Consider the following 18,594-nt stretch of genomic DNA (forward strand, 5'->3'; position numbering starts at 1 on the left):
TGAGTCGGCCGTGCGGACCTGTCACGGTGAGCGTCGGGTTCCCGGCCGGAGGCTTCACCGCGATCGGCCTGCACCGTCCGTTCGGTCCACGGCCGGTCGGGGCGCCCTCGCCTCTGCGGTACCGCCCGCGCACTCATGGCGGTCGCGGCGGTCGCGCCGGTCGCCCTCGCTGGGCTGCGTCCGGCCCGGCGTGTGGCGCGGCCGGACGCGCTTCGCGCCCTCGCCGCCGAATGACGCAGCCCCACGGCGCGGAGGTCACCGCCCGGTCAGCCGGCAACGGCGGACCGGGCGGGAGCGTGCTCGGGCCTGCGTCCCTCGGGGCCGAACCCGTGCGCAGGCGTCTCCAGGGCGGTGCCGTACGGCGGTCGGGGCGGTGCGGCGAGCGCGGCGGAGTGCGCCGGCAACGTGAACCACACGGCCTTGCCCGAGTCCCCGTTCGGCCGCACACCCCAGCTCTCGCTCATGGCGGCGACCATGGCGAGGCCGCGGCCGCAGGTGGCGAAGGGTTCCGCGTCCTCCACGACGGGCAGGCGCGGGTCGTTGTCGTGCACCGAGACCGTGAGCCGGTCGAGCAGGAACTCGATCTCCACGGTGCACATCTTGTCGGGCTGGGCGTGCCGGTGAACGTTGGTCAGAAGCTCGGTCACGCCGAGCGCTGCGCGGTCTATCAACGAGTCCAGATGCCAGTAGCGCAACTGCGCAGATACGATTCTGCGGACCTGGCCGATCCGCGCCGGCAGGGCTTGGAGCCCCACCGTGCAATGCCTGCTTGGCTGGCTGATCACGGCTGCGACTCCCCGAATTGAGGTCCGGAAGAAGACGGAGATCGGATCCAGCAGATGGCTGCGTGGAACGACCGCCTGCTGTGATGTCCGGCGGGCTGGTTCGCAGCGTTATCGCCGGTAGACCCAGAGTGACGTGAGATCAGCGTCACCCAGGGGAGGCCGTCCCGCAACTCGCGGCGCATTCAACCGTTGCGCCCCGCCGCCCTGCGCACCGCTTCGATGAACCGCCGTGCCGAGGGCGGGCCCGGCTTTCCCGGCGCCGGATCGTGCTCTCCGAGAGTGAGCTGGTAGCGCGTGCCGTTGATGTCGGCCGACGCGCGGTCGTCATGGGCGAACCACGGCTTCGACGCCCGCACCGCCTGTACCGGCGCGCTGTCGATCTCGCTGCCGTAGCTGGTGAGCAACTCGAGCCTGCCGTCGCTGATCCGGACCTGTCCGGCCCGGGTGAGTGAGCGCAGCCTCTTTTCGATCCGCACCCCCGTGGCCGTGAACTCCGGCTCCGCCATGACGCCCCGCCCCCTCGTGCGGTCGGCTCCCGCTCCGTCGTGCTCCAGCGTGGTTCCTGGTCCAGTGAAGCATCCCCGTGCCGTGCAGTCTGCCCGCCTCCGGCGACGAGCACCAGTACGCGCGACGAGGTCCCGCGGGGCGGCGGAAGCACTCACCCCGATGCGCCCCCGAACCGCGACACCCCGTGCCCCAGGGCCTCCTTTGGGTTGCTCAAAGATGCGTTTATGCAGGTGAGAAGCGTGAGGAAGGTGCTTATGATCGAGGTGTCCGACCATGTCGACCGGCGTCGGCGCAATGCGTAAGGAGCCCCGCCGTGACCACCACCCCTCCGGCCAGAACCGGCCAGACCCTCGACGTCGACCACAGCGACACCGCGTATCGCGCCTGGCTCAAAGAGGCCGTCCGCAAGGTCCAGGCCGACGCCAACCGTTCGGCCGACACGCATCTGCTGCGCTTCCCGCTGCCCGAGCAGTGGGGCATCGACCTGTATCTGAAGGACGAGTCGACCCACCCGACCGGCAGTCTCAAGCACCGGCTCGCCCGATCGCTCTTCCTCTACGGCCTCTGCAATGGCTGGATCCGGCCCGGACGCCCCGTCATCGAGGCGTCCAGCGGGTCGACGGCCGTCTCGGAGGCGTACTTCGCGAAGCTCATCGGGGTCCCCTTCGTCGCGGTGATGCCGCGTACGACGAGCGCCGAGAAGTGCCGGCTGATCGAGTTCCACGGCGGGCGGTGCCACTTCGTGGACGACCCGCGCCGGATGTACGAGGAATCCGCGGCCCTCGCCGTCGAGACCGGCGGCCACTACATGGACCAGTTCACCTACGCCGAGCGGGCCACGGACTGGCGCGGGAACAACAACATCGCGGAGTCCATCTTCCGCCAGCTGGAGCGGGAGCGGTTCCCTGAGCCGGCGTGGGTCGTCGCCACGGCCGGCACGGGCGGCACCTCGGCGACGATCGCGCGGTACGTGCACTACATGCAGCACGACACCCGCATCTGTGTCGCCGATCCGGAGAACTCGTGTTTCTTCGAGGGATGGACGACGGGTGATCCGGCCGTCACCACCGACTGCGGATCCCGCATCGAGGGGATCGGCCGGCCGCGGATGGAACCCAGCTTCGTGCCCGGCGCCGTCGACCGGATGATGAAGGTCCCCGACGCCGCCAGCGTGGCCGCCGTCCGCGCACTGGAGCGCGTCATCGGACGCAAGGCGGGCGGGTCGACCGGTACCGGCCTGTGGAGCGCGCTGAAGATCATCGCCGAGATGGTCGCGGAGAGCCGCACGGGAAGCGTGGTGACCCTGCTGTGCGACCCCGGTGACCGCTACCTGGACAAGTACTACTCGGACGCCTGGCTCGAGCAGCAGGGGCTGGACATCGCGCCCTACACGGCGGCGATCGAGTCGCTGCTGCTGACGGGAGTGTGGCGGGACTGAACCGGCGCGAAGAGCCGGCCGGGGGTGGGGGCACGCCGGGCTCGGCGAGGTCCGGGATCGACCTGGCGGGGCGGTGACGCGCAAGTCCGGTCCCGCGGCGCACCGCGCCGCGGGCGACGACACCGTGTCCGGCGGACCGTCAGATGTCCGTACCGTCTTCCGGTTCGCCCGCCACCATGAGGCGCGTGAGGTGCTCCGCGATCTCCGTGCGCACCTCGGCCGACAGCCCCGCGTCGGTCACCCACGTGTCGACCTGCTCCAGCGCGGCGAACGAACTCAGACCCACCGTGCCCCACTTGGTGTGGTCCGCGACCACGACGACCCGCCGCGCTGACTGCACCAGCCGCCGGTTCGTCTCAGCCTCCGCCAGATTCGGCGTGGACAGACCGGCCTCCGCCGATATGCCGTGCACCCCGAGGAACAGCAGGTCGAAGTGGAGCGCGGCGATCGCCTGGTCGGCCACGGGTCCGACGAGCGAGTCGGAGGGCGTGCGCACTCCACCGGTCAGGACGACCGTGGCGGCTCCCTGCCGCTGGCCCGAGACGCGCTGCGCCGAGTGGAAGACGTCCGCCACCCGCACCGAGTTGGTGACCACGGTCAGGTCCGGCACGTCGACGAGCTGATGGGCGAGCGCGTACGTCGTCGTGCCGCCGGAGAGCGCGATCGCCGTCCCGGGAACGACCAGCTCGGCCGCGGCCCGGGCGATGTCCTCCTTGGCCGTCAGCTCCAGACCGGACTTGGCCTCGAAACCCGGCTCGTGCGTGCTCGCCTCGGCCAGCGGGACCGCTCCGCCGTGCACCTTCTCCACCACGCCCTGGCGGGCGAGGGCGTCGAGATCGCGGCGGACCGTCATGTCGGAGACGCCGAGCCTGCGCGTCAGCTCGTTGACCCGGACCCCGCCGCGGCGCCGTACCTCGTCGAGGATGAGAGCGCGCCGCTGCTCCGCGAGGAGGTTCTGATTCTCGCTCACGTCCGCTCCGGTTCCTTTCGCCTCAGCCCGCCCGACACGCCGCCCGGACCCGCTCCGACGAGGGACATTCTCCGCGCCGGGGGTCCGGAGGACGACCCATCCTCGCACGGCTCGCCGACGGTCGCGCCACTGCCTGTGCACGGTTCCGGCCGTCATCGTCACACGTACAGGGGAGATTCCGTGCCGAGAGGTGTGAGCCGGTCCCCGAATGGAGATCCTGTGCCTGCACATGACACGCCATCGGGCAGCACGGGGGAAGTGCAGAACAGTGGAGCGTGCACGGGAACAGGCCTCGACCGGGGAGCGCGGCGACTCCCTCCAGCACTCGACGGGAGAGCACGCCGGCGCTCCCGGGCGGCCCGCGGAGGACGAGACGGCCCTCGAACTCCTGGTCCACGGAGTCGGCGGTGCCACACCCCAGGACATGCTCGACGACCCGCGCACGGTGCGGATCACGGGCGACGAGACAGCGGCCGTCTACCGGCGCATCGACGACGCGGACGCCGAACAGCGCCCCGGCGGGTGCCGCGCGACACCGGTGCCCGAGGCGTACGTCTGGTGCAACCTGACCTCGGGCAACGGCGCCCGGGCCCTGTGGCTGTTGCTGCTGCCGTTCATGGTGGTCAACCTCGCCCACTGGATGCGCCCCACCGCCCAGGGCAGGACCCGGACCGTGCGGCTGTACGGGCTGATCGTGCGGCTCGCCGGACTCAGCCTGACCGTGCTCCTGGTGGCCGCCGCCTGCGAGGTGGCCCTCGACCTGACCGCCTGGCAGTGCGCGGGCACGCGCGCGTGCGCCGCGAAGCACTCCTGGCTCGGCTTCCTCTCGCCCGCCGTGTCCGACGGCGGCTGGTGGAGCCTGCCGGGGCGCAGACTGGCGCTGGCCGCAGTGGTGCCTGCCGCGCTCACCGGACTGCTCTGGTACCTCTCCCACCGCACCTGGAGCGCGTACGAGTCGCAGCAGCCGATGTCGCGCGTCGCCGAGCCCGACGAGGAGACCGGGCGCACCGGTCTCGGCCGCCCCGGGTTCTGGTACGGGCGACGCCTGGTGGCCCGGCTGCGCGCCGCCCACACCGCCGCGGGCTTCCTGACCGTGGCCGCGGCGGTCGGCACCTCGGCCGCCCGCCACGACCGGGGGTCCGGCGGCCCCGCCCTCCTGGAGGCGCTCGGGCGGCTTCTCGACGCGACGCTCCTCGTGGGCGCGGCCGTCGTGGTGTGGGTGGTCTGCCGCCGGGGCCGCAGTGAGCACCGCCTCGACCGGAAACTCGACGAGACACTCGTCCGCCGGCTGCCGCAGGGCGCGATCGTCCTTCTCGGGCTCACCATGCTGTACGCCGGCTGGTCGCGCCCCGGCTGGGAGTCGACGGGACGGCTGTCGGGTGACACGACGTTCGGTGCCATCTGCCTGGGACAGGGGCTGCTCGTCGTCGCGCTCGGCGTGGTCGCCCGTGTCCTGTACCGCACCCGTCCCGACCGGCGCACCGCGATGCGCGGTCTGGCCGGTCCCGCCGTCGCGATGCTGGCCTGTGCGCTGGGCGGCGTGATGTCCGGGGGAGTGGCCCAGCGCGTCGCCGACTGGCTGGACGGCACCCGGGACACCCTGGTGAGCCCCCCGGTGCTGCTGACGTGGCAGGCGTCCGCGATCCCGCCCCTGCTGCTGGTCCTGCTGGCGCTCGCCGGATGGCTGGCCGGGCGCACCCGGCTGCTGCGGCGCGTCGAGATGGAGCGGGTGGAGCTTGAATACCCCGGCGAGGCGAAGGACACCGTCCGTACCCGTCGCATCGCGTCCACGCGCGCGCACGCCTCCCTCACCGACCGCGCGCCCCGCATCGTCGGCATCGTCTCGGCGGCGACCCTGTTCCTGGGCGCAGCAGCCCTGGTCGGAGCCGCGACGACCGAGAAGGCGCCCGGCGAGGCGGCCCGCGGTTCGTCCGCCTTCGTGCAGGGCGCCGCCGAGACCGCGCAGGCCCTGGGATCCTGGCTGATCGGGCTCGGCTTCATCCTGTTCGTGACCTGGGGGCGCCGCGCCTACAAGGACGCCTCCGCGCGCCGCACCATGGGCATCCTCTGGGACGTCGGCACCTTCTGGCCCCGGGCTGCCCACCCCTTCGCTCCTCCCTGCTACGCGGAGCGCGCCGTACCCGACCTGACCTGGCGCATGGCCTCCTGGACCCGCGCCACCGGCGGACGGCTCGTCATCTCCGGCCACTCCCAGGGCAGCGTGCTCGCGGCCGCTGCGGCCTGGCAGCTGAAGCCCTCCGTCCGCAGGCGGGTCGCACTGCTCACGTACGGATCACCGCTGGCGCGCCTGTACGGCCGCTGGTTCCCCGCGCAGTTCGGGCCGGCCGCGCTGACCTCCCTGCACCGCGAGGTCGACTGCTGGCGCAACCTGTACCGCCCCACGGACCCCATCGGCGGCCCCGTCCGGCTGCCCGGCGACTGCGGGCCGCAGGTCGACCGCGAGGCACTGAAGGACCCCCTCGCCTACGGCCGCACCGAGCGCCACCCGCTGCCCGCGCCGATCCTCGGACACAGCGACTACCAGGCGGATCCGGCGTTCGCGGAGGAGCGGGAGCGGCTGCTCGCACGGCTCACGCCGGACGTGCCGGGCCCGCGTGCCACGTGCGACGACGAGGGGCCGCGTCCGCCGGACGGCGACGGTTCTCAGGGCACCTCCGGCAGGTCCTCCGCGTAGAGCAGGGTGAGGTCGTCCGTGCTCGGTTCGTGCAGCTGGGCGACGCGCCCCGCGTGCCGCTCCACCATCGCCTCGAACGTCTGGCGCGCCGTGCGGCCGTTGCCGAAGGCGGGGCCCTTCGGGATCGCCGTGAAGTACTTCAGGAGAGCCTCACTGGCGCCCGGAGCGAGCCGGTACTCGTGCTCCTCCGCCTGCTGTTCCACGATCCGCAGCAGCTCCTCCGGCACGTAGTCGCTGAAGGTGATGGTGCGTGAGAAACGGGACGCCACACCGGGGTTGACGGAGAGGAACCGCTCCATCTCGGCGGTGTAACCCGCGACGATCACCACCACCGCCTCCCGGTGGTCCTCCATCAGCTTGACGAGCGTGTCGATCGCCTCGCGGCCGAAGTCGCGTCCCGAGTCCTCCGGGGACAGCGCGTACGCCTCGTCGATGAACAGCACACCGCCGCGCGCCCGGTCGAAGGCCTCCTGGGTGCGGATCGCCGTCGATCCGATGTGCTCGCCCACCAGGTCGACCCGGGAGACCTCGACGAGGTGCCCCTTCTCCAGCACGCCGAGCGAGGCCAGAATCTCGCCGTAGAGACGGGCGACGGTCGTCTTGCCGGTGCCGGGGGAGCCCGTGAAGACCAGGTGGCGGCGCGCGGATGCCGCCTTCAGGCCCGCCAGTTGCCGGCGACGGCCGACCTCGATCATGTCGGTCAGGGCGCGCACCTCGCGCTTGACGCTCTCCAGGCCGACGAGCGCGTCGAGCTCACCGAGGACGGCCTTCGACGGGCGCGCGGGCCGTTCCGGCTCCGGAGCGGGCGCGGCGAGCGGCTCCTGCCCGCCGGTGCGCTGGCCCGGGACGGCGCCCAGCAGGCCGGGGGAGTGACTCGCGGTCTGTACGGCCGTCTCCGGCGCCGGGGGCCGGGGGTGGGCGCTCTCGTCGCTGGTGCAGTCCTCGACCAGCGGCCCTCCGCCGGGCGCCGCGCCGGTGGCGGCCTCCGCGAACTCGTAGCCCCCGCGCGCGCACCGCTCCGTGCGGCACTTCTTCAGCGTCGTGCGGCAGCCGTCGATCACGTGGAAGCCGTAGCCGCCGCTGCCCGTGACCCGGCAGTTGTGGAAGCTGCCGCGGCCGCCGGCCGACACGTAGAAGCCGGCCTCCGCGGGCGAGTCGACCGTGCAGCGCTCGATCGTGGGGTCGGCGCCCTTGGTGACGATCACGCCGGTCTGGGTGCCGTCCACCGTGCAGCCGGACAGGGTGCCGCCGCTGCCGTGGTCGCGGAACCAGGCGCCGGTCGCGGCGTCCCGGATCCGGCAGTCGTCGAGCTGCGCGGTGGCGCCGTCGCTGACCGACACCGCCGTGTTGCGCACCTGTGAGAGGTCGCTGTCGACGACATCGGCCCGGGAGCCGCGGTCGAGGACGAAGAGGGCGTCCGGCACGTCGTGCACCCGGCACGACTCGAGGACGACGGCCGCGCCGTCGCTGACCCACACCGCGGGGTAGTCGCCGGTGCTGTCGAAGATCTCGCACTGGTTGGCGTCGACGCGCGTGCCCGGGTCCCACACGGACAGGCCGTTGCGGCCGAACTGCCGCACTGTGGTGCGCGTCAGGGTGAGCACCGAGCGGGAGCGCAGGTCGACCGCGTTCTCCGGGATGTCGTGGATGCGGCAGTCGGCGAGCGTGAGGACGGCGTCGGTGTCGAGGGTGACACCGTCCGCGGTCGTACGGTGCACGTCGCAGTCGGTGAGGTGCGCGGTGGCCCGGCCGGTGATCTGCACCCCGGATCCCTTGACCTCGTACACCTCGCAGCCGACCGCCTCCAGGGACGAGTTCTCGCCCGTGGCCGAGAGACCCGCGCCCGAGGCGTGGTGGATCCGGCAGCGCTCCAGGCGGGGGCGGGCGCCACCGCGCACCGCGACGCCCGACTGGCCGGCCGCGACGACCTCGCACTCCTCGAAGACGCCGCCTCCGCCGTCGAGCACCGCGATGCCGACGCCCGCCGGATTGTCGACCGTGCACCGCCGCACCGTCGGGCGGGCGCCGCCGCGCACCTCGATCCCCGCCGCGGACCGCGTGACGATCCTGAGGTCCATGAGTTCCGGCGTGCCCTCCTCGACGAGTACCGCTGGGGCCGCCGCGTCCTGGCCCTCCACGTACAGGTCCTGGACCACGGCGGAGGCGCGCACGGTGAGCGGCACCCCGTCCACCGGGGCGATGCGGACCGAGCCGGGTGTGCCGTCCGGGCCCCGCAGGGTCACCGCCCGCTGGACGACGAGGTTCTCCCGGTAGGTGCCGGGAGCGATGGTGAGGACGTCGCCGTCGGCCGCGGCCTCCAGGGCGGCGGCCAGCGATGCGTACTCACCCGTGCGGCGCCGCCACCGCGACGTGCCGGTGTGCGTCACCTGGACCGTGCCCTGTGCCATGGCGCTGCTGTGCCCCCACCTAGTCGTACGCGGGTCCCTGAGTGGCCGGCCGCGTCATGTCGAGGAACGGATCCCCCGAGGAGATCCGATCATGTCGAAGACCGCGGACAACCTCTCACGAAGGTGCCGAACCGTTCGGCCGGTCCACCGTAGCGTGCGCGGGCACGGCGGGTTGACCGGAGCGGGAAGGCCGTCAGCTGCCGGTGCCGGTCCTTCCCCAGTCCGGGCCCGCCCGGTCCCAGGCCCGGTCCCAACGGGCGTACCTGCGAAGGACCATGCGCCAGACGATCAGCCGCCTGCCGCCCTCGACGAGCCCGGCGGTCACCGCCGCCGCTCCGAATCCGGCCAGGAAGGCGTGCGTCGTCGCCGTGGCGGAGTCCAGGGGGCGGCCGGCTATTCGGCCGTGCCGGTCGGTCCACACGACGAAGCGGTCACCGCGGTGGGGGGTCCTGAGGTCGGCCATGACCGTGCCGTGCCGCGCGGCGCGGTCCGGACCGGTCCAGCGGGCGAGCACCCGGCTGTGCGCGTCGCGCGTCGAGGAGGTCTCGGGGTCCGGGTCGAGGGGGGAGCGGTCCAGCCGCCTGACCACGGTGGCCACGACCTGATGGCGTGTCTCGCGCTGGTCACGGACGGACTGCTGGAGTGCCCGCTGCGCGGCGCCTCCGACGGTGATTCCGGCGAGCGGAGCGGCGAGGAGCACCAGCAGGACGGCCGCCAACGCCAGCCAGGCCTCGATGAGATCGGTCGTCCGGCGCAGCGGATTGCGCCGCCACCGCCAGAGTCCGCCGAGTGCTCGCACCGTCCCGCACCCCCTTCCGCCTCCGTGATAACCCTCCGCGAGGCCGTTCACCCGTGAGCCCCGGGGAAGAGAGAGCGAAATCACCCGCCCCTCCCCGCGGCCTCTCATGGACTGCTCATGCTGTCCCAACGCCGGTGCCGGGCCCACCAGTTCCCGCCCGGGAGTTCCCTCACCGGTCCGGGACGAGCGGGTCCGGGAGGAGCGGGTCCGGGAGGAGCGGGTCCGCCGCGTCGAGGGTCCGGGCGGCGGTCAGCCGAGAATCCTCACGGGGTCCCCGACCCGCACCGTGCCGGGGGACTCCGGCACCAGGTTCTGGCCGAAGGCGAGCTTGTCACCGACGCGGCGGTGACGGCCGAGGGTGCGCAGCGGTTCCTTGCCGCGCTCGGCGGTGCCCTGGTCGGTGGTGGTCACGACGCAGCGGCCGCACATCTTGGCGACCCGGAAGGTGACCTCGCCGATGGCGATGCGCGCCCAGTCGTCCTCGGCCCACGCCGGGGTGCCGGCCACGACGAGGTTCGGCCGGAAACGGTTCATGGGCAGGGGGCCCTCGTCGGGGTGGTCGCCCTGGGCGATCAGGGCGTTGAGGGCGTCCAGTGAGGAGAGTGTGGTGAGCAGCAGCGGGTAGGCGTCGGCGAGGCTGACGGTCTCGCCGGGGTGGGAGTGCGGGGCGTCGTCGATGGGCCGGCGCGTGGCGGGGTCGTCGAGGTGGACGAGGGTCACGTCCGTGCCCAGGTAGGTGCTGAACCACGCGCTCGCGGAGGCGTCGGCGACGACCGTCTCGATCTTCTGGCGCGGGAACGCCGCCGAGGTCGTGGCGAGGGGATCGGGCACCGCCACGGTCAGCGGGTCGAGACCGGGCCCGGACAGCCGGATGCCGCCACCGGGCAGGGGCTCGGCGGCGGCCAACGCGAGGCGCGGCTGCTGGCGTTGCGTGACGACCTTCCCCGCGTCGTCGATCAGTGCCCAGCGCCGGTCTCCGGCCAGCCCCCAGGGCTCCACCACGGCCGCACCGGGCGCGTGGGCCCGCAGTGCCTTGACCGGGTGGACGTGAATCGCGTGCAGCGCCGGATTGTTCGACATGGGGCCATGGTGCCAGCAGGCACCGGTCTCGGCCCCGACGGGTCGAAGGCCGGTCAGTAACCGCGGTACTGCTGCCCGTTGTTGTACGGGTCCTGGTACGGCACGGGGGCGGGGCGGGGAGCCGCGGGGCGCATGGCCTCGTAGCCGGTGCCGGCCGCCATGGGGCGAGGCTGCTGTTGCTGCGGGCCCGGGTAGCCACGGGGTCCCGCGGCCTGCTGCGGGATGTAGCCGGTCGGAGCCTGGTGGAGCGGTGCGGGCTGCTGGGCCTGCGGGTAGCCGTAGGCCTGCTGGGAGGGCCCGGCGGGCAGCGCGGGAAGAGCTGACGGCAGCGCGGGCAGGTGGCTGCTCGTGTCGTACGCGGAGGGGACCCGGATGGGGGCGATCTGAGGGGTGCCCCGTTCGGCGACGAGGGAGTCGTAGATCGGGGTGTCCGGGAAGGACGGCGCGGAGTAGTAACCGCCGCCATAGGTGGAGCGGGGGGAGGTCATGGCACATAAGTTAAGCCCACGATGTGCTGGTTGGGGAGACCGATAAGAGGGTTGTTTTCCGTGTCGGCGGTGACGTGGGATCCCCAATGCGAGCGAACTCGGCGAAAAAGGACGCCAAACGGGGTTGAGATCGTGTAAAGGTCCAGTTCCTGGGGGGTTACCGGCGGTCGGCCGCGGGGCTTCCGGCCGAGATCATGGGCGTTCGCGGCCGGGGGGATTAGGTTGGCCCCCGACGGATCCGGAGTCGGCCGGGTCTACCGCACCGTCCCGGGTGGCGCGGTGCGAAGACGTCGATGGGGGCGTACATGTCAATGTCCAAGGGGTCGAACGTGGCCGTGCCGACGGCCGCGCTGCGTGTCGAACTGGGCCGGCGTTCCGGCCCCGGCGTGCCCGACGCCGACGCGTCGGCACTGCTGCTGGTGTCCGGGAAGGTCCGCTCGGACGACGACTTCGTCTTCTACAACCAGCCGCAGCACGCCTCCGGTGCGGTCCGCCACGAGGGCAGGGGCGAGGCGGGCGGTCAGGCGACCGACACGCTCCTCGTCGACCTCGCGCGCGTGGAGCCCGCCATCGAGACCATCGTCCTGGCCGCTTCCACCGACGGCGGCACGTTCGGACAGATCCCGGGCCTGTACATCCGTGTGCTCGACGCCCGGCAGGGCACCGAGATCGCCCGTTTCGACAGTGCCGCCACCGTCGAGACCGCGTTCGTGCTCGGCGAGTTCTACCGCCGCCAGGGCGCCTGGAAGTTCCGTGCCGTCGGCCAGGGCTACGAGAGCGGACTCGAAGGGCTCGCCACGGACTACGGCATCACCGTGGACGAACCCCGGCAGGCGGCGCCCCCGGCCGCGCCCGGCCGAGCCGGCGGCCCGCCCCCGACGGCACCGCCCGTCCCCGTGCGCCCGCCGGCCGGGCCCCCGCCCGTCGCGCCGCCCGTCACCGTGCCACCGCCCGCAACGACTCCGCCGCCCGCACCGCCCGCGGTGCCGGTCCGGCTCACCAAGGTCACGCTCACCAAGGAATCCCCCTCGGTCTCGCTCAGCAAGCAGGGCGGCACGTCCGGTGCCATGCGGGTGAACCTCAACTGGGAGGTGCGCAAGCAGTTCTCGGGGTGGGCCGGCAAGCTCGGCCGGGCCGTCGCGATGCACGCGGACCTCGACCTCGACCTGTGCGCCCTGTACGAACTGACGGACGGCCGCAAGGGCGTCGTGCAGGCGCTCGGCAACGCCTTCGGGTCGCTGCACCAGCCCCCGTACATCCATCTCGACGGCGACGACCGCACCGGTGCCGCGACGAGCGGCGAGAACCTCTCCATCAACCTCGACCACAAGCAGAGCATCCGGCGCATCCTCATCTTCGTCACCATCTACGAGGGGGCGCGCTCCTTCGCCGACCTGCACGCCACGGTCACGCTCCAGCCGCTGAACGGCGCGCCGATCGACTTCTCGCTCGGCGAGTGCACGGTGCCCTCGACCGTCTGCGCCCTCGCGCTGATCACCAGCGACCGCGGCGACCTGGTCGTCCAGCGCGAGGCCCGCTACCTGATCCCCGAGCGCGGCGTCAGCCCGCAGCGCACCGTCGACCACGCCTACGGGTGGGGCATGAACTGGACCCCCGGCAGGAAGTGAGCCGTCAGCTCTCGTCGAGGGCCGCGGTGTCCGGACGTGCGTAGGTGCGGCCCTTCCAGGCCGCACCGCGCCCCCGGTAGTGCTGCACGGCGGAGTCGACCGTCATGAGGAGATAGAGGAACGCGGTCGCCGGCAGCAGCGGAGCGAGCCACAGCGGCCGGCGGTAGTAGCGCAGCATCGGCAGGTACGTCGCCGTCATCACCAGCCAGGCGAGACCGCCCGCGATCGCCGCTCCCGCACTCCGTCCGGCCAGTCCGGCCACGAGCGTGACGGGCGGCGCCAGGTACACCAGGGCCAGACCCAGGACCGTGCCCAGCAGCAGCGGCGGGCTGTGCCGCAGCTGGGCGTACGCGCTGCGGGAGACCATGCGCCACAGGTCGTGCAGCCGTGGGTAGGGGCGCACGCTGTCCACCCGCTCGGCGAGCCCCAGCCAGATGTGGCCCCCGCTGTTCTTGACCGCTCTCGCCAGCGCCACGTCGTCGATGACGGCGTGCCGGATCGCCTCGGGGATCCGCGCGCGCTCGGCGGCGTCGGTGCGCAGCAGGACGCAGCCGCCCGCCGCTGCCGCCGTCCGCGACCCGCGCACCCCGATCCGTCGGAACGGGTAGAGCTGGGTGAAGAAGTAGACGAAGGCGGGCACCACGAGCCGCTCCCACCTGCTGTCCACGCGCAGGCGGGCCATCAGGGAGACGAGGTCGAAGCCGCCCGTGCGCGCCGCCGCCACCAGCTCCCTGAGGCTGTCCGGCGCGTGCGCGATGTCGGCGTCCGTCAGCAGCAGATACGTGGGGGTACGCGCGCGTGCGAGGCCGATGCCGTGCCGTACGGCCCACAGCTTGCCCGTCCAGCCGGAGGGGGGCTCGCCGGGGGAGTCCACGGTGAGCGGCAGCCCTCCGTGACGACGGGACAGCTCCCGGGCCAGCTCCCCTGTGCCGTCCGTACTTCCGTCGTCCACCAGGAAGATCTCGGCCCGCCCCGGGTAGTCCTGCGCCAGCAGCGACGGGAGGCTGTCCGGCAGCACCGCGGCCTCGTCCCGCGCGGGGACGACGACGCACACGGACGGCCAGTCGTCCGGCTCCCGGCGCGGCGGGAGCCGTACGTCCGTGCGCCAGAAGAAGCCCTGGCAGAGCAGCAGCCACAGCCAGGCGGCGAGTGATCCCACGGCAGTCCACGCAACGGCGCTCACCCGGCGAAGTCTGCCCCACCCCGCAGGCCCGTCGAGGCCCATCGTCTATGGTGACCGGGTGAAGATCGCGCTCATGGACTCCGGAATCGGTCTGCTCGCCGCGGCCACCGCGGTACGCCGTCTGCGGCCCGACGCCGATCTCGTCCTCTCCTCGGACCCCGGCAGCATGCCCTGGGGGCCCCGGACGCCGGAGGACGTGACCGCGCGCGCGCTCGCCGTCGCCGAAGCGGCCGCCCGGCTCGAGCCCGCCGCGCTGATCGTCGCCTGCAACACCGCCTCCGTGCGTGCCCTGCCCGCCCTGCGTGCCCGCCTGGAGCCCGAGGTGCCCGTGATCGGCACGGTCCCGGCGATCAAGCCGGCGGCGGCGGGTGGCGGACCCGTGGCGATCTGGGCCACGCCCGCCACCACCGGCAGCCCCTACCAGCGCGACCTCATCCGCGCGTTCGCCGCCGGGGTGCGGGTCACCGAGGTGCCCTGCCCCGGGCTGGCCGACGCCGTGGAGCACGCGGACCAGGCGGCCGTCGACGCGGCGATCGCGGCGGCCGCGGCCCGCACCCCCGACGACGTGACCACCGTCGTCCTGGGCTGCACCCACTACGAGCTGGTCGCCGAGCGGATCCGGGAGGCCGTACAGCAGCCCGGCCTTCCGCCGCTCGTGCTGCACGGTTCGGCCGGGGCGGTGGCCGCCCAGGCACTGCGCAGGATCGGCGCGTCCCCCGCGCCGGACGCACCCGCCACCGGCTCCCTCACGGTGCTGCTCGGCGGACGCGAGGGCGCCCTGCCCGAGGCCGCCCTCGCGTACGCGGAAGGCCGCCTCCTGGGGACGGTCAGCCCCGCCCGCTGACCGGAAACCCCCGGCGGCACCGCGCGGAGCAGGCCGCCAGGGCCGGAGCAGTCACAGTCCGCCACCGGGTACCCGCGCTGCGAAACCTGGGTAGTCTCATAGGCATGAGGGACCACCCCCACGGCGAGAACGCCCCCCACCCCAAGGTCTGGACGGGACGCGCGAGGAACCGCGTCCAGTGGCTGCCGGCCCTCGGCGGTGCCGCCTGCATGGCGCTCGGCATCGAGCTGGCCGTCGACTCCGCATGGACCTCGGGCAGCGCGCCGCTCGTGATGTCCGTCGTCGGATGCATCGCGACGGGACTGCTGATCCTCTTCGGCACGCTGGCCTTCGTGCACGTGGCCGTGACCGTCGACAAGGACTGCCTGGAAGTGCGCTGCGGCCACATCGGTCTGCCGCGCCGCCGCATCCCGTTGGCGCACGTGGTCGGGGCGGACTTCGCGCCCCAGGTCACCCCGCGCCAGTGGGGCGGCTGGGGCTACCGCTGGCGGCCCGAGAAGGGGACGGGAGTGATCGTCCGGCGCGGCGAGGGCGTGGTCCTGCGCCTCGGCGACGGTCACACGTTCACGATCACGGTCGACAACGCGGAGGCGGCGGTACGGATCATCCGCGACCACCTGCGTCCGGGTACGGGGAAACCCGCGGCCCCCTGACGGGACACCCGGGCGCGGGTCGCCGTGCCGGTGGCGGCCGCCCGGGTAGGCGGGGCGAGCCGCGGACGCGGGCGGGACCGCCCTGACACCCGGCCCCTTCCGGGGGTGCTTCCTCGCCGTACGGGCGGGCCGGGTCCGTCCCGGGCGGGCGGGGCCGACCGCGCTGTCGGCGCCCAGGTCACGCGCCGTAGACTCGCCGGGTGACCGCGACCGCAACCTCCGTGGACGAGCCGGAGCAGCTCGGACCCCAGGCCCCGTCCGTCTCCCGCGGTGCCGGACGGGTACGGCGGCTCGTTCCGTGCGCCGCCGCGGCGCTCTCCGGCCTCCTGCTCTACGTCAGTTTTCCGCCCCGCACGCTGTGGTGGCTCGCGCTGCCGGCCTTCGCCGTCTTCGCCTGGTCCCTGCGCGGGCGCACCTGGAAGGCGGCTCTCGGCCTCGGCTACCTCTTCGGCCTCGGATTCCTGCTCCCGCTGCTGGTGTGGACCGGCGTGGAGGTCGGCCCCGGCCCGTGGGTGGCGCTCGTCGTCGTCGAGGCGGTGTTCGTCGCGCTCGTCGGCGCGGGCATCGCGGCGCTCTCCCGGCTGCCCGCGTGGCCCCTGTGGGCGGCGGCCCTGTGGACGGCGGGTGAGGCGGCGCGCGCGCGTGCGCCGTTCGGCGGCTTCCCCTGGGGCAAGATCGCCTTCGGCCAGGCGGACGGTGTCTTCCTTCCCCTGGCCGCCGTGGGCGGGACTCCCGTACTCGGTTTCGCTGTCGTGCTGTGCGGCTTCGGCCTCTACGACGTCGTCCGCCTGGTCGTCGAGGGACGCCGCACCGGTGCCGTGCGGCGCGGGGCCGCCGCGGTGGCCCTGTTGAGCGTGGCCGTGCCCCTCGTGAGCGCGCTCGCCGCGCGTTCCCTGGTGAGCGACGGGGCGGAGGACGGCACGGCGACCGTGGCGGTGATCCAGGGCAACGTGCCGCGGGCGGGACTCGACTTCAACGCCCAGCGGCGCGCCGTTCTCGACCACCACGTCAAGGAGACCGAGCGCCTGGCCGCCGAGGTGAAGGCGGGCAGGGCCGCCCGGCCCGACTTCGTGCTGTGGCCGGAGAACTCCTCGGACATCGACCCGTTCACCAACCCGGACGCGCGCGACGTGATCAACGGCGCGGCCCGGGCGATCGGCGCCCCGATCTCGGTGGGCGGCGTCGTGGAGCGCGACGGCAGGCTCTACAACGAGCAGATCCTCTGGGACCCGGACGAGGGCCCCGTCGACCGGTACGACAAGCGACAGGTGCAGCCCTTCGGCGAGTACCTCCCGATGCGCTCCCTCCTCGGTGCCGTCAACGAGAACTGGACGTCCATGGTGCGCCAGGACTTCAGCCGCGGCAGCGAACCGGGCGTGTTCACCATGGCGGGCACCCGGGTCGGTCTCGCCACCTGCTACGAGGCCGCCTTCGACTGGGCGGTGCGCGACACGGTCACCCACGGCGCCCGGATGATCTCGGTGCCCAGCAACAACGCCACCTTCGACCGCAGCGAGATGACCTACCAGCAGCTGGCCATGTCCCGCGTGCGCGCGGTGGAGCACAGCCGCACCGTCACGGTGCCCGTGACCAGCGGAGTCAGCGCCGTGATCATGCCGGACGGGCACATCACCCGGCGGACCGGGATGTTCGTCGCCGACTCCCTGGTCCAGAAGGTGCCGCTGCGCTCCTCCGAGACCCCCGCGACCCGCCTCGGGATCCTCCCCGAGACGGTCCTCGTGGCGCTCGCGTTCGGCGGACTCGGCTGGGCGGGCGCCTCGGCGGTCCGTGCCCGGCGCGGCGACGACGCCCGGGGCCAGTAGCGCTCGGTTCGTGACCGTCCTCGGGGGGTCAGCTCTCCTCGCGCCGGCCCCACGGCGAGCCGTACTCGTTGAGCAGGTCGAGGAAGGGACGGGGCGGCAACGCTTCCGGGCCCAGCACGCCGGCGGCGGACCAGGTTCCGCGGGCGACGAGTTCGAGTGCGATCACGGGATTGACGGCGGTCTGCCACACCACCGCCTGGGACCCGTACTCGCGCATCGACCACTCGTTGTCGACCACGTGATACAGGTATACCTCGCGTGGTGAGCCGTCTTTGGTCCCCTTGACCCACGTGCCCGCGCAGGTCTTGCCGGTCATGCGGTCGCCCAGGGTGGCCGGGTCGGGCAGGCAGGCGGCGACCACGTCCCGCGGGGAGACTTCCACGGGTCCGTTCTCCGAGGGAACGGTGACCTTCCCGGTGGCGTCCAGACCCAGTTCGTGGAGAGTCTTCAGCTTGGCGATGAAGTCGTCACCGAGGCCGTACTTGAACGTCACCCGGCGAGCGTCGATCCAGCGGGGCATGAGCAGGACTTCTTCGTGCTCGACGTTGACGCACTCCACCGGGCCGATGCCCTCGGGGAAGTCGAAGACCTCCGGCTCGCTGAAGGGAGCCGTGGTGAACCAGCCGCGGTCCTTCTCCCAGACCACTGGCGGGTTGAGGCACTCCTCGATGGTCGTCCAGATGCTGAAGGACGGCGCGAAGTCGTAGCCCTCGACCACCAGATTGGCTCCGTCGCGGACGCCGATCTCCTCTATCTCGTCGAAGAGTTCGTCCGCCGCGTACCGCGCGAAGACGTCCGACAGGCCCGGCTCCACCCCCATGCCGACCAGGGCGAGCCGTCCGGAACGCTCCCAGGCAGTGGCTTGTTCGAACTGCGCGTCACCGAGCTTCACGCCGCACTGCTCGTACGGGTGGGCGACGTGTGGCGTGGACAGGGACATCGCCATGTCGAGGTAGTGCGTGCCCGCCGCGCGGGCGGCGCCGAACAACGGCATCACGAAGCGTGGGTCGGTCGCGTTGAGCAAGGCGTCGCACTCCTCCTCGACGAGCGCCTGACGTACTGCGTCCTCGTCGGAGGCGTCCAGGCGCATGGCGCTGAACCGGTCCCCGTGTCCCTGTAGCGTCGCGACGGCCGCCTCGGCGCGTGCGAGGTCGTAGTCCGCGACGACCATGTGGGTCAGGAAGTCGCGACGGGCCGCGATCCGGGTGATGGCCGTGCCCACGCCACCCGCGCCCACGAGAAGTACACGCATGCCCCACACCTTTCGGTTGCCGGGGACGGACGCCCCGGGGT

General features: G+C 73.0%; 15 protein-coding genes. 6 read left to right on the forward strand and 9 right to left on the reverse strand.

Annotated features, from left to right (window positions below):
- Positions 1 to 266: 266 nt before the first annotated feature.
- Entirely contained in the window at positions 267 to 785 is a 519-nt protein-coding gene (locus AC0ZLC_RS06775; RefSeq protein WP_476750961.1) for an ATP-binding protein, read from the reverse strand.
- A 182-nt stretch (positions 786 to 967) separates the two neighbouring features.
- Positions 968 to 1,291: a hypothetical protein gene (locus AC0ZLC_RS06780; protein ID WP_358852187.1), complete on the reverse strand. Its 324-nt coding sequence runs from the start codon at positions 1,289 to 1,291 to the stop codon at positions 968 to 970.
- A gap of 314 nt (positions 1,292 to 1,605) precedes the next feature.
- On the opposite strand from AC0ZLC_RS06780, the gene cds1 reads away from it, so the two are divergent.
- Complete coding sequence (cds1, locus tag AC0ZLC_RS06785; RefSeq protein WP_476750962.1) at positions 1,606 to 2,730, forward strand: L-cysteine desulfhydrase Cds1; 1,125 nt, start codon at positions 1,606 to 1,608, stop codon at positions 2,728 to 2,730.
- A 139-nt stretch (positions 2,731 to 2,869) separates the two neighbouring features.
- On the opposite strand, the gene AC0ZLC_RS06790 is transcribed toward cds1, so the two are convergent.
- Entirely contained in the window at positions 2,870 to 3,700 is an 831-nt protein-coding gene (locus AC0ZLC_RS06790) for a DeoR/GlpR family DNA-binding transcription regulator (RefSeq protein ID WP_476750963.1), read from the reverse strand.
- 268 nt (positions 3,701 to 3,968) lie between these two features.
- On the opposite strand from AC0ZLC_RS06790, the gene AC0ZLC_RS06795 reads away from it, so the two are divergent.
- Positions 3,969 to 6,395 (forward strand): hypothetical protein, encoded by a 2,427-nt coding sequence (locus AC0ZLC_RS06795; protein ID WP_476750964.1) that lies wholly within the window; start codon positions 3,969 to 3,971, stop codon positions 6,393 to 6,395.
- Here the strand turns inward: AC0ZLC_RS06795 and AC0ZLC_RS06800 are convergent.
- The 4 genes from AC0ZLC_RS06800 to AC0ZLC_RS06815 form a co-directional block, all read right to left on the reverse strand.
- Entirely contained in the window at positions 6,365 to 8,803 is a 2,439-nt protein-coding gene (locus AC0ZLC_RS06800) for a right-handed parallel beta-helix repeat-containing protein (RefSeq protein ID WP_476750965.1), read from the reverse strand. The two genes, AC0ZLC_RS06795 and AC0ZLC_RS06800, sit on opposite strands and share 31 nt — an antisense overlap.
- Before the next feature lie 193 nt (positions 8,804 to 8,996).
- Positions 8,997 to 9,602: an Rv1733c family protein gene (locus AC0ZLC_RS06805; RefSeq protein WP_476750966.1), complete on the reverse strand. Its 606-nt coding sequence runs from the start codon at positions 9,600 to 9,602 to the stop codon at positions 8,997 to 8,999.
- A 249-nt stretch (positions 9,603 to 9,851) separates the two neighbouring features.
- Positions 9,852 to 10,682 (reverse strand): MOSC domain-containing protein, encoded by an 831-nt coding sequence (locus tag AC0ZLC_RS06810; protein ID WP_476750967.1) that lies wholly within the window; start codon positions 10,680 to 10,682, stop codon positions 9,852 to 9,854.
- Positions 10,683 to 10,735: 53 nt separating this feature from the next.
- Positions 10,736 to 11,170, reverse strand: a complete 435-nt coding sequence (locus tag AC0ZLC_RS06815) for a DUF6643 family protein (protein ID WP_476750968.1) — start codon at positions 11,168 to 11,170, stop codon at positions 10,736 to 10,738.
- Positions 11,171 to 11,475: 305 nt separating this feature from the next.
- Between AC0ZLC_RS06815 and AC0ZLC_RS06820 the strand changes: the two genes are divergently transcribed.
- Positions 11,476 to 12,798: a TerD family protein gene (locus AC0ZLC_RS06820; RefSeq protein WP_476750969.1), complete on the forward strand. Its 1,323-nt coding sequence runs from the start codon at positions 11,476 to 11,478 to the stop codon at positions 12,796 to 12,798.
- 4 nt (positions 12,799 to 12,802) lie between these two features.
- On the opposite strand, the gene AC0ZLC_RS06825 is transcribed toward AC0ZLC_RS06820, so the two are convergent.
- On the reverse strand, positions 12,803 to 14,023 hold the full coding sequence (locus AC0ZLC_RS06825; RefSeq protein WP_476750970.1) for a glycosyltransferase: 1,221 nt from the start codon (positions 14,021 to 14,023) through the stop codon (positions 12,803 to 12,805).
- 16 nt (positions 14,024 to 14,039) lie between these two features.
- Here AC0ZLC_RS06825 and AC0ZLC_RS06830 point away from each other — a divergent pair, with 16 nt between their 5' ends.
- The 3 genes from AC0ZLC_RS06830 to lnt all read left to right on the forward strand — a co-directional run bounded on the left by AC0ZLC_RS06830 (position 14,040) and on the right by lnt (position 17,301).
- Entirely contained in the window at positions 14,040 to 14,825 is a 786-nt protein-coding gene (locus AC0ZLC_RS06830; protein WP_476750971.1) for a glutamate racemase, read from the forward strand.
- A 104-nt stretch (positions 14,826 to 14,929) separates the two neighbouring features.
- The gene (locus AC0ZLC_RS06835; protein ID WP_476750972.1) at positions 14,930 to 15,478 is read left to right on the forward strand and encodes a hypothetical protein; all 549 of its coding nucleotides are present in this window, start codon (positions 14,930 to 14,932) and stop codon (positions 15,476 to 15,478) included.
- 200 nt (positions 15,479 to 15,678) lie between these two features.
- Positions 15,679 to 17,301 (forward strand): apolipoprotein N-acyltransferase, encoded by a 1,623-nt coding sequence (gene lnt / locus AC0ZLC_RS06840; protein ID WP_476750973.1) that lies wholly within the window; start codon positions 15,679 to 15,681, stop codon positions 17,299 to 17,301.
- Positions 17,302 to 17,329: 28 nt separating this feature from the next.
- On the opposite strand, the gene AC0ZLC_RS06845 is transcribed toward lnt, so the two are convergent.
- Complete coding sequence (locus tag AC0ZLC_RS06845) at positions 17,330 to 18,553, reverse strand: saccharopine dehydrogenase family protein (RefSeq protein ID WP_476750974.1); 1,224 nt, start codon at positions 18,551 to 18,553, stop codon at positions 17,330 to 17,332.
- Between the last annotated feature and the right edge of the window lie 41 nt (positions 18,554 to 18,594).

The sequence above is a fragment of the Streptomyces sp. GLSS-08 genome (assembly GCF_056387915.1).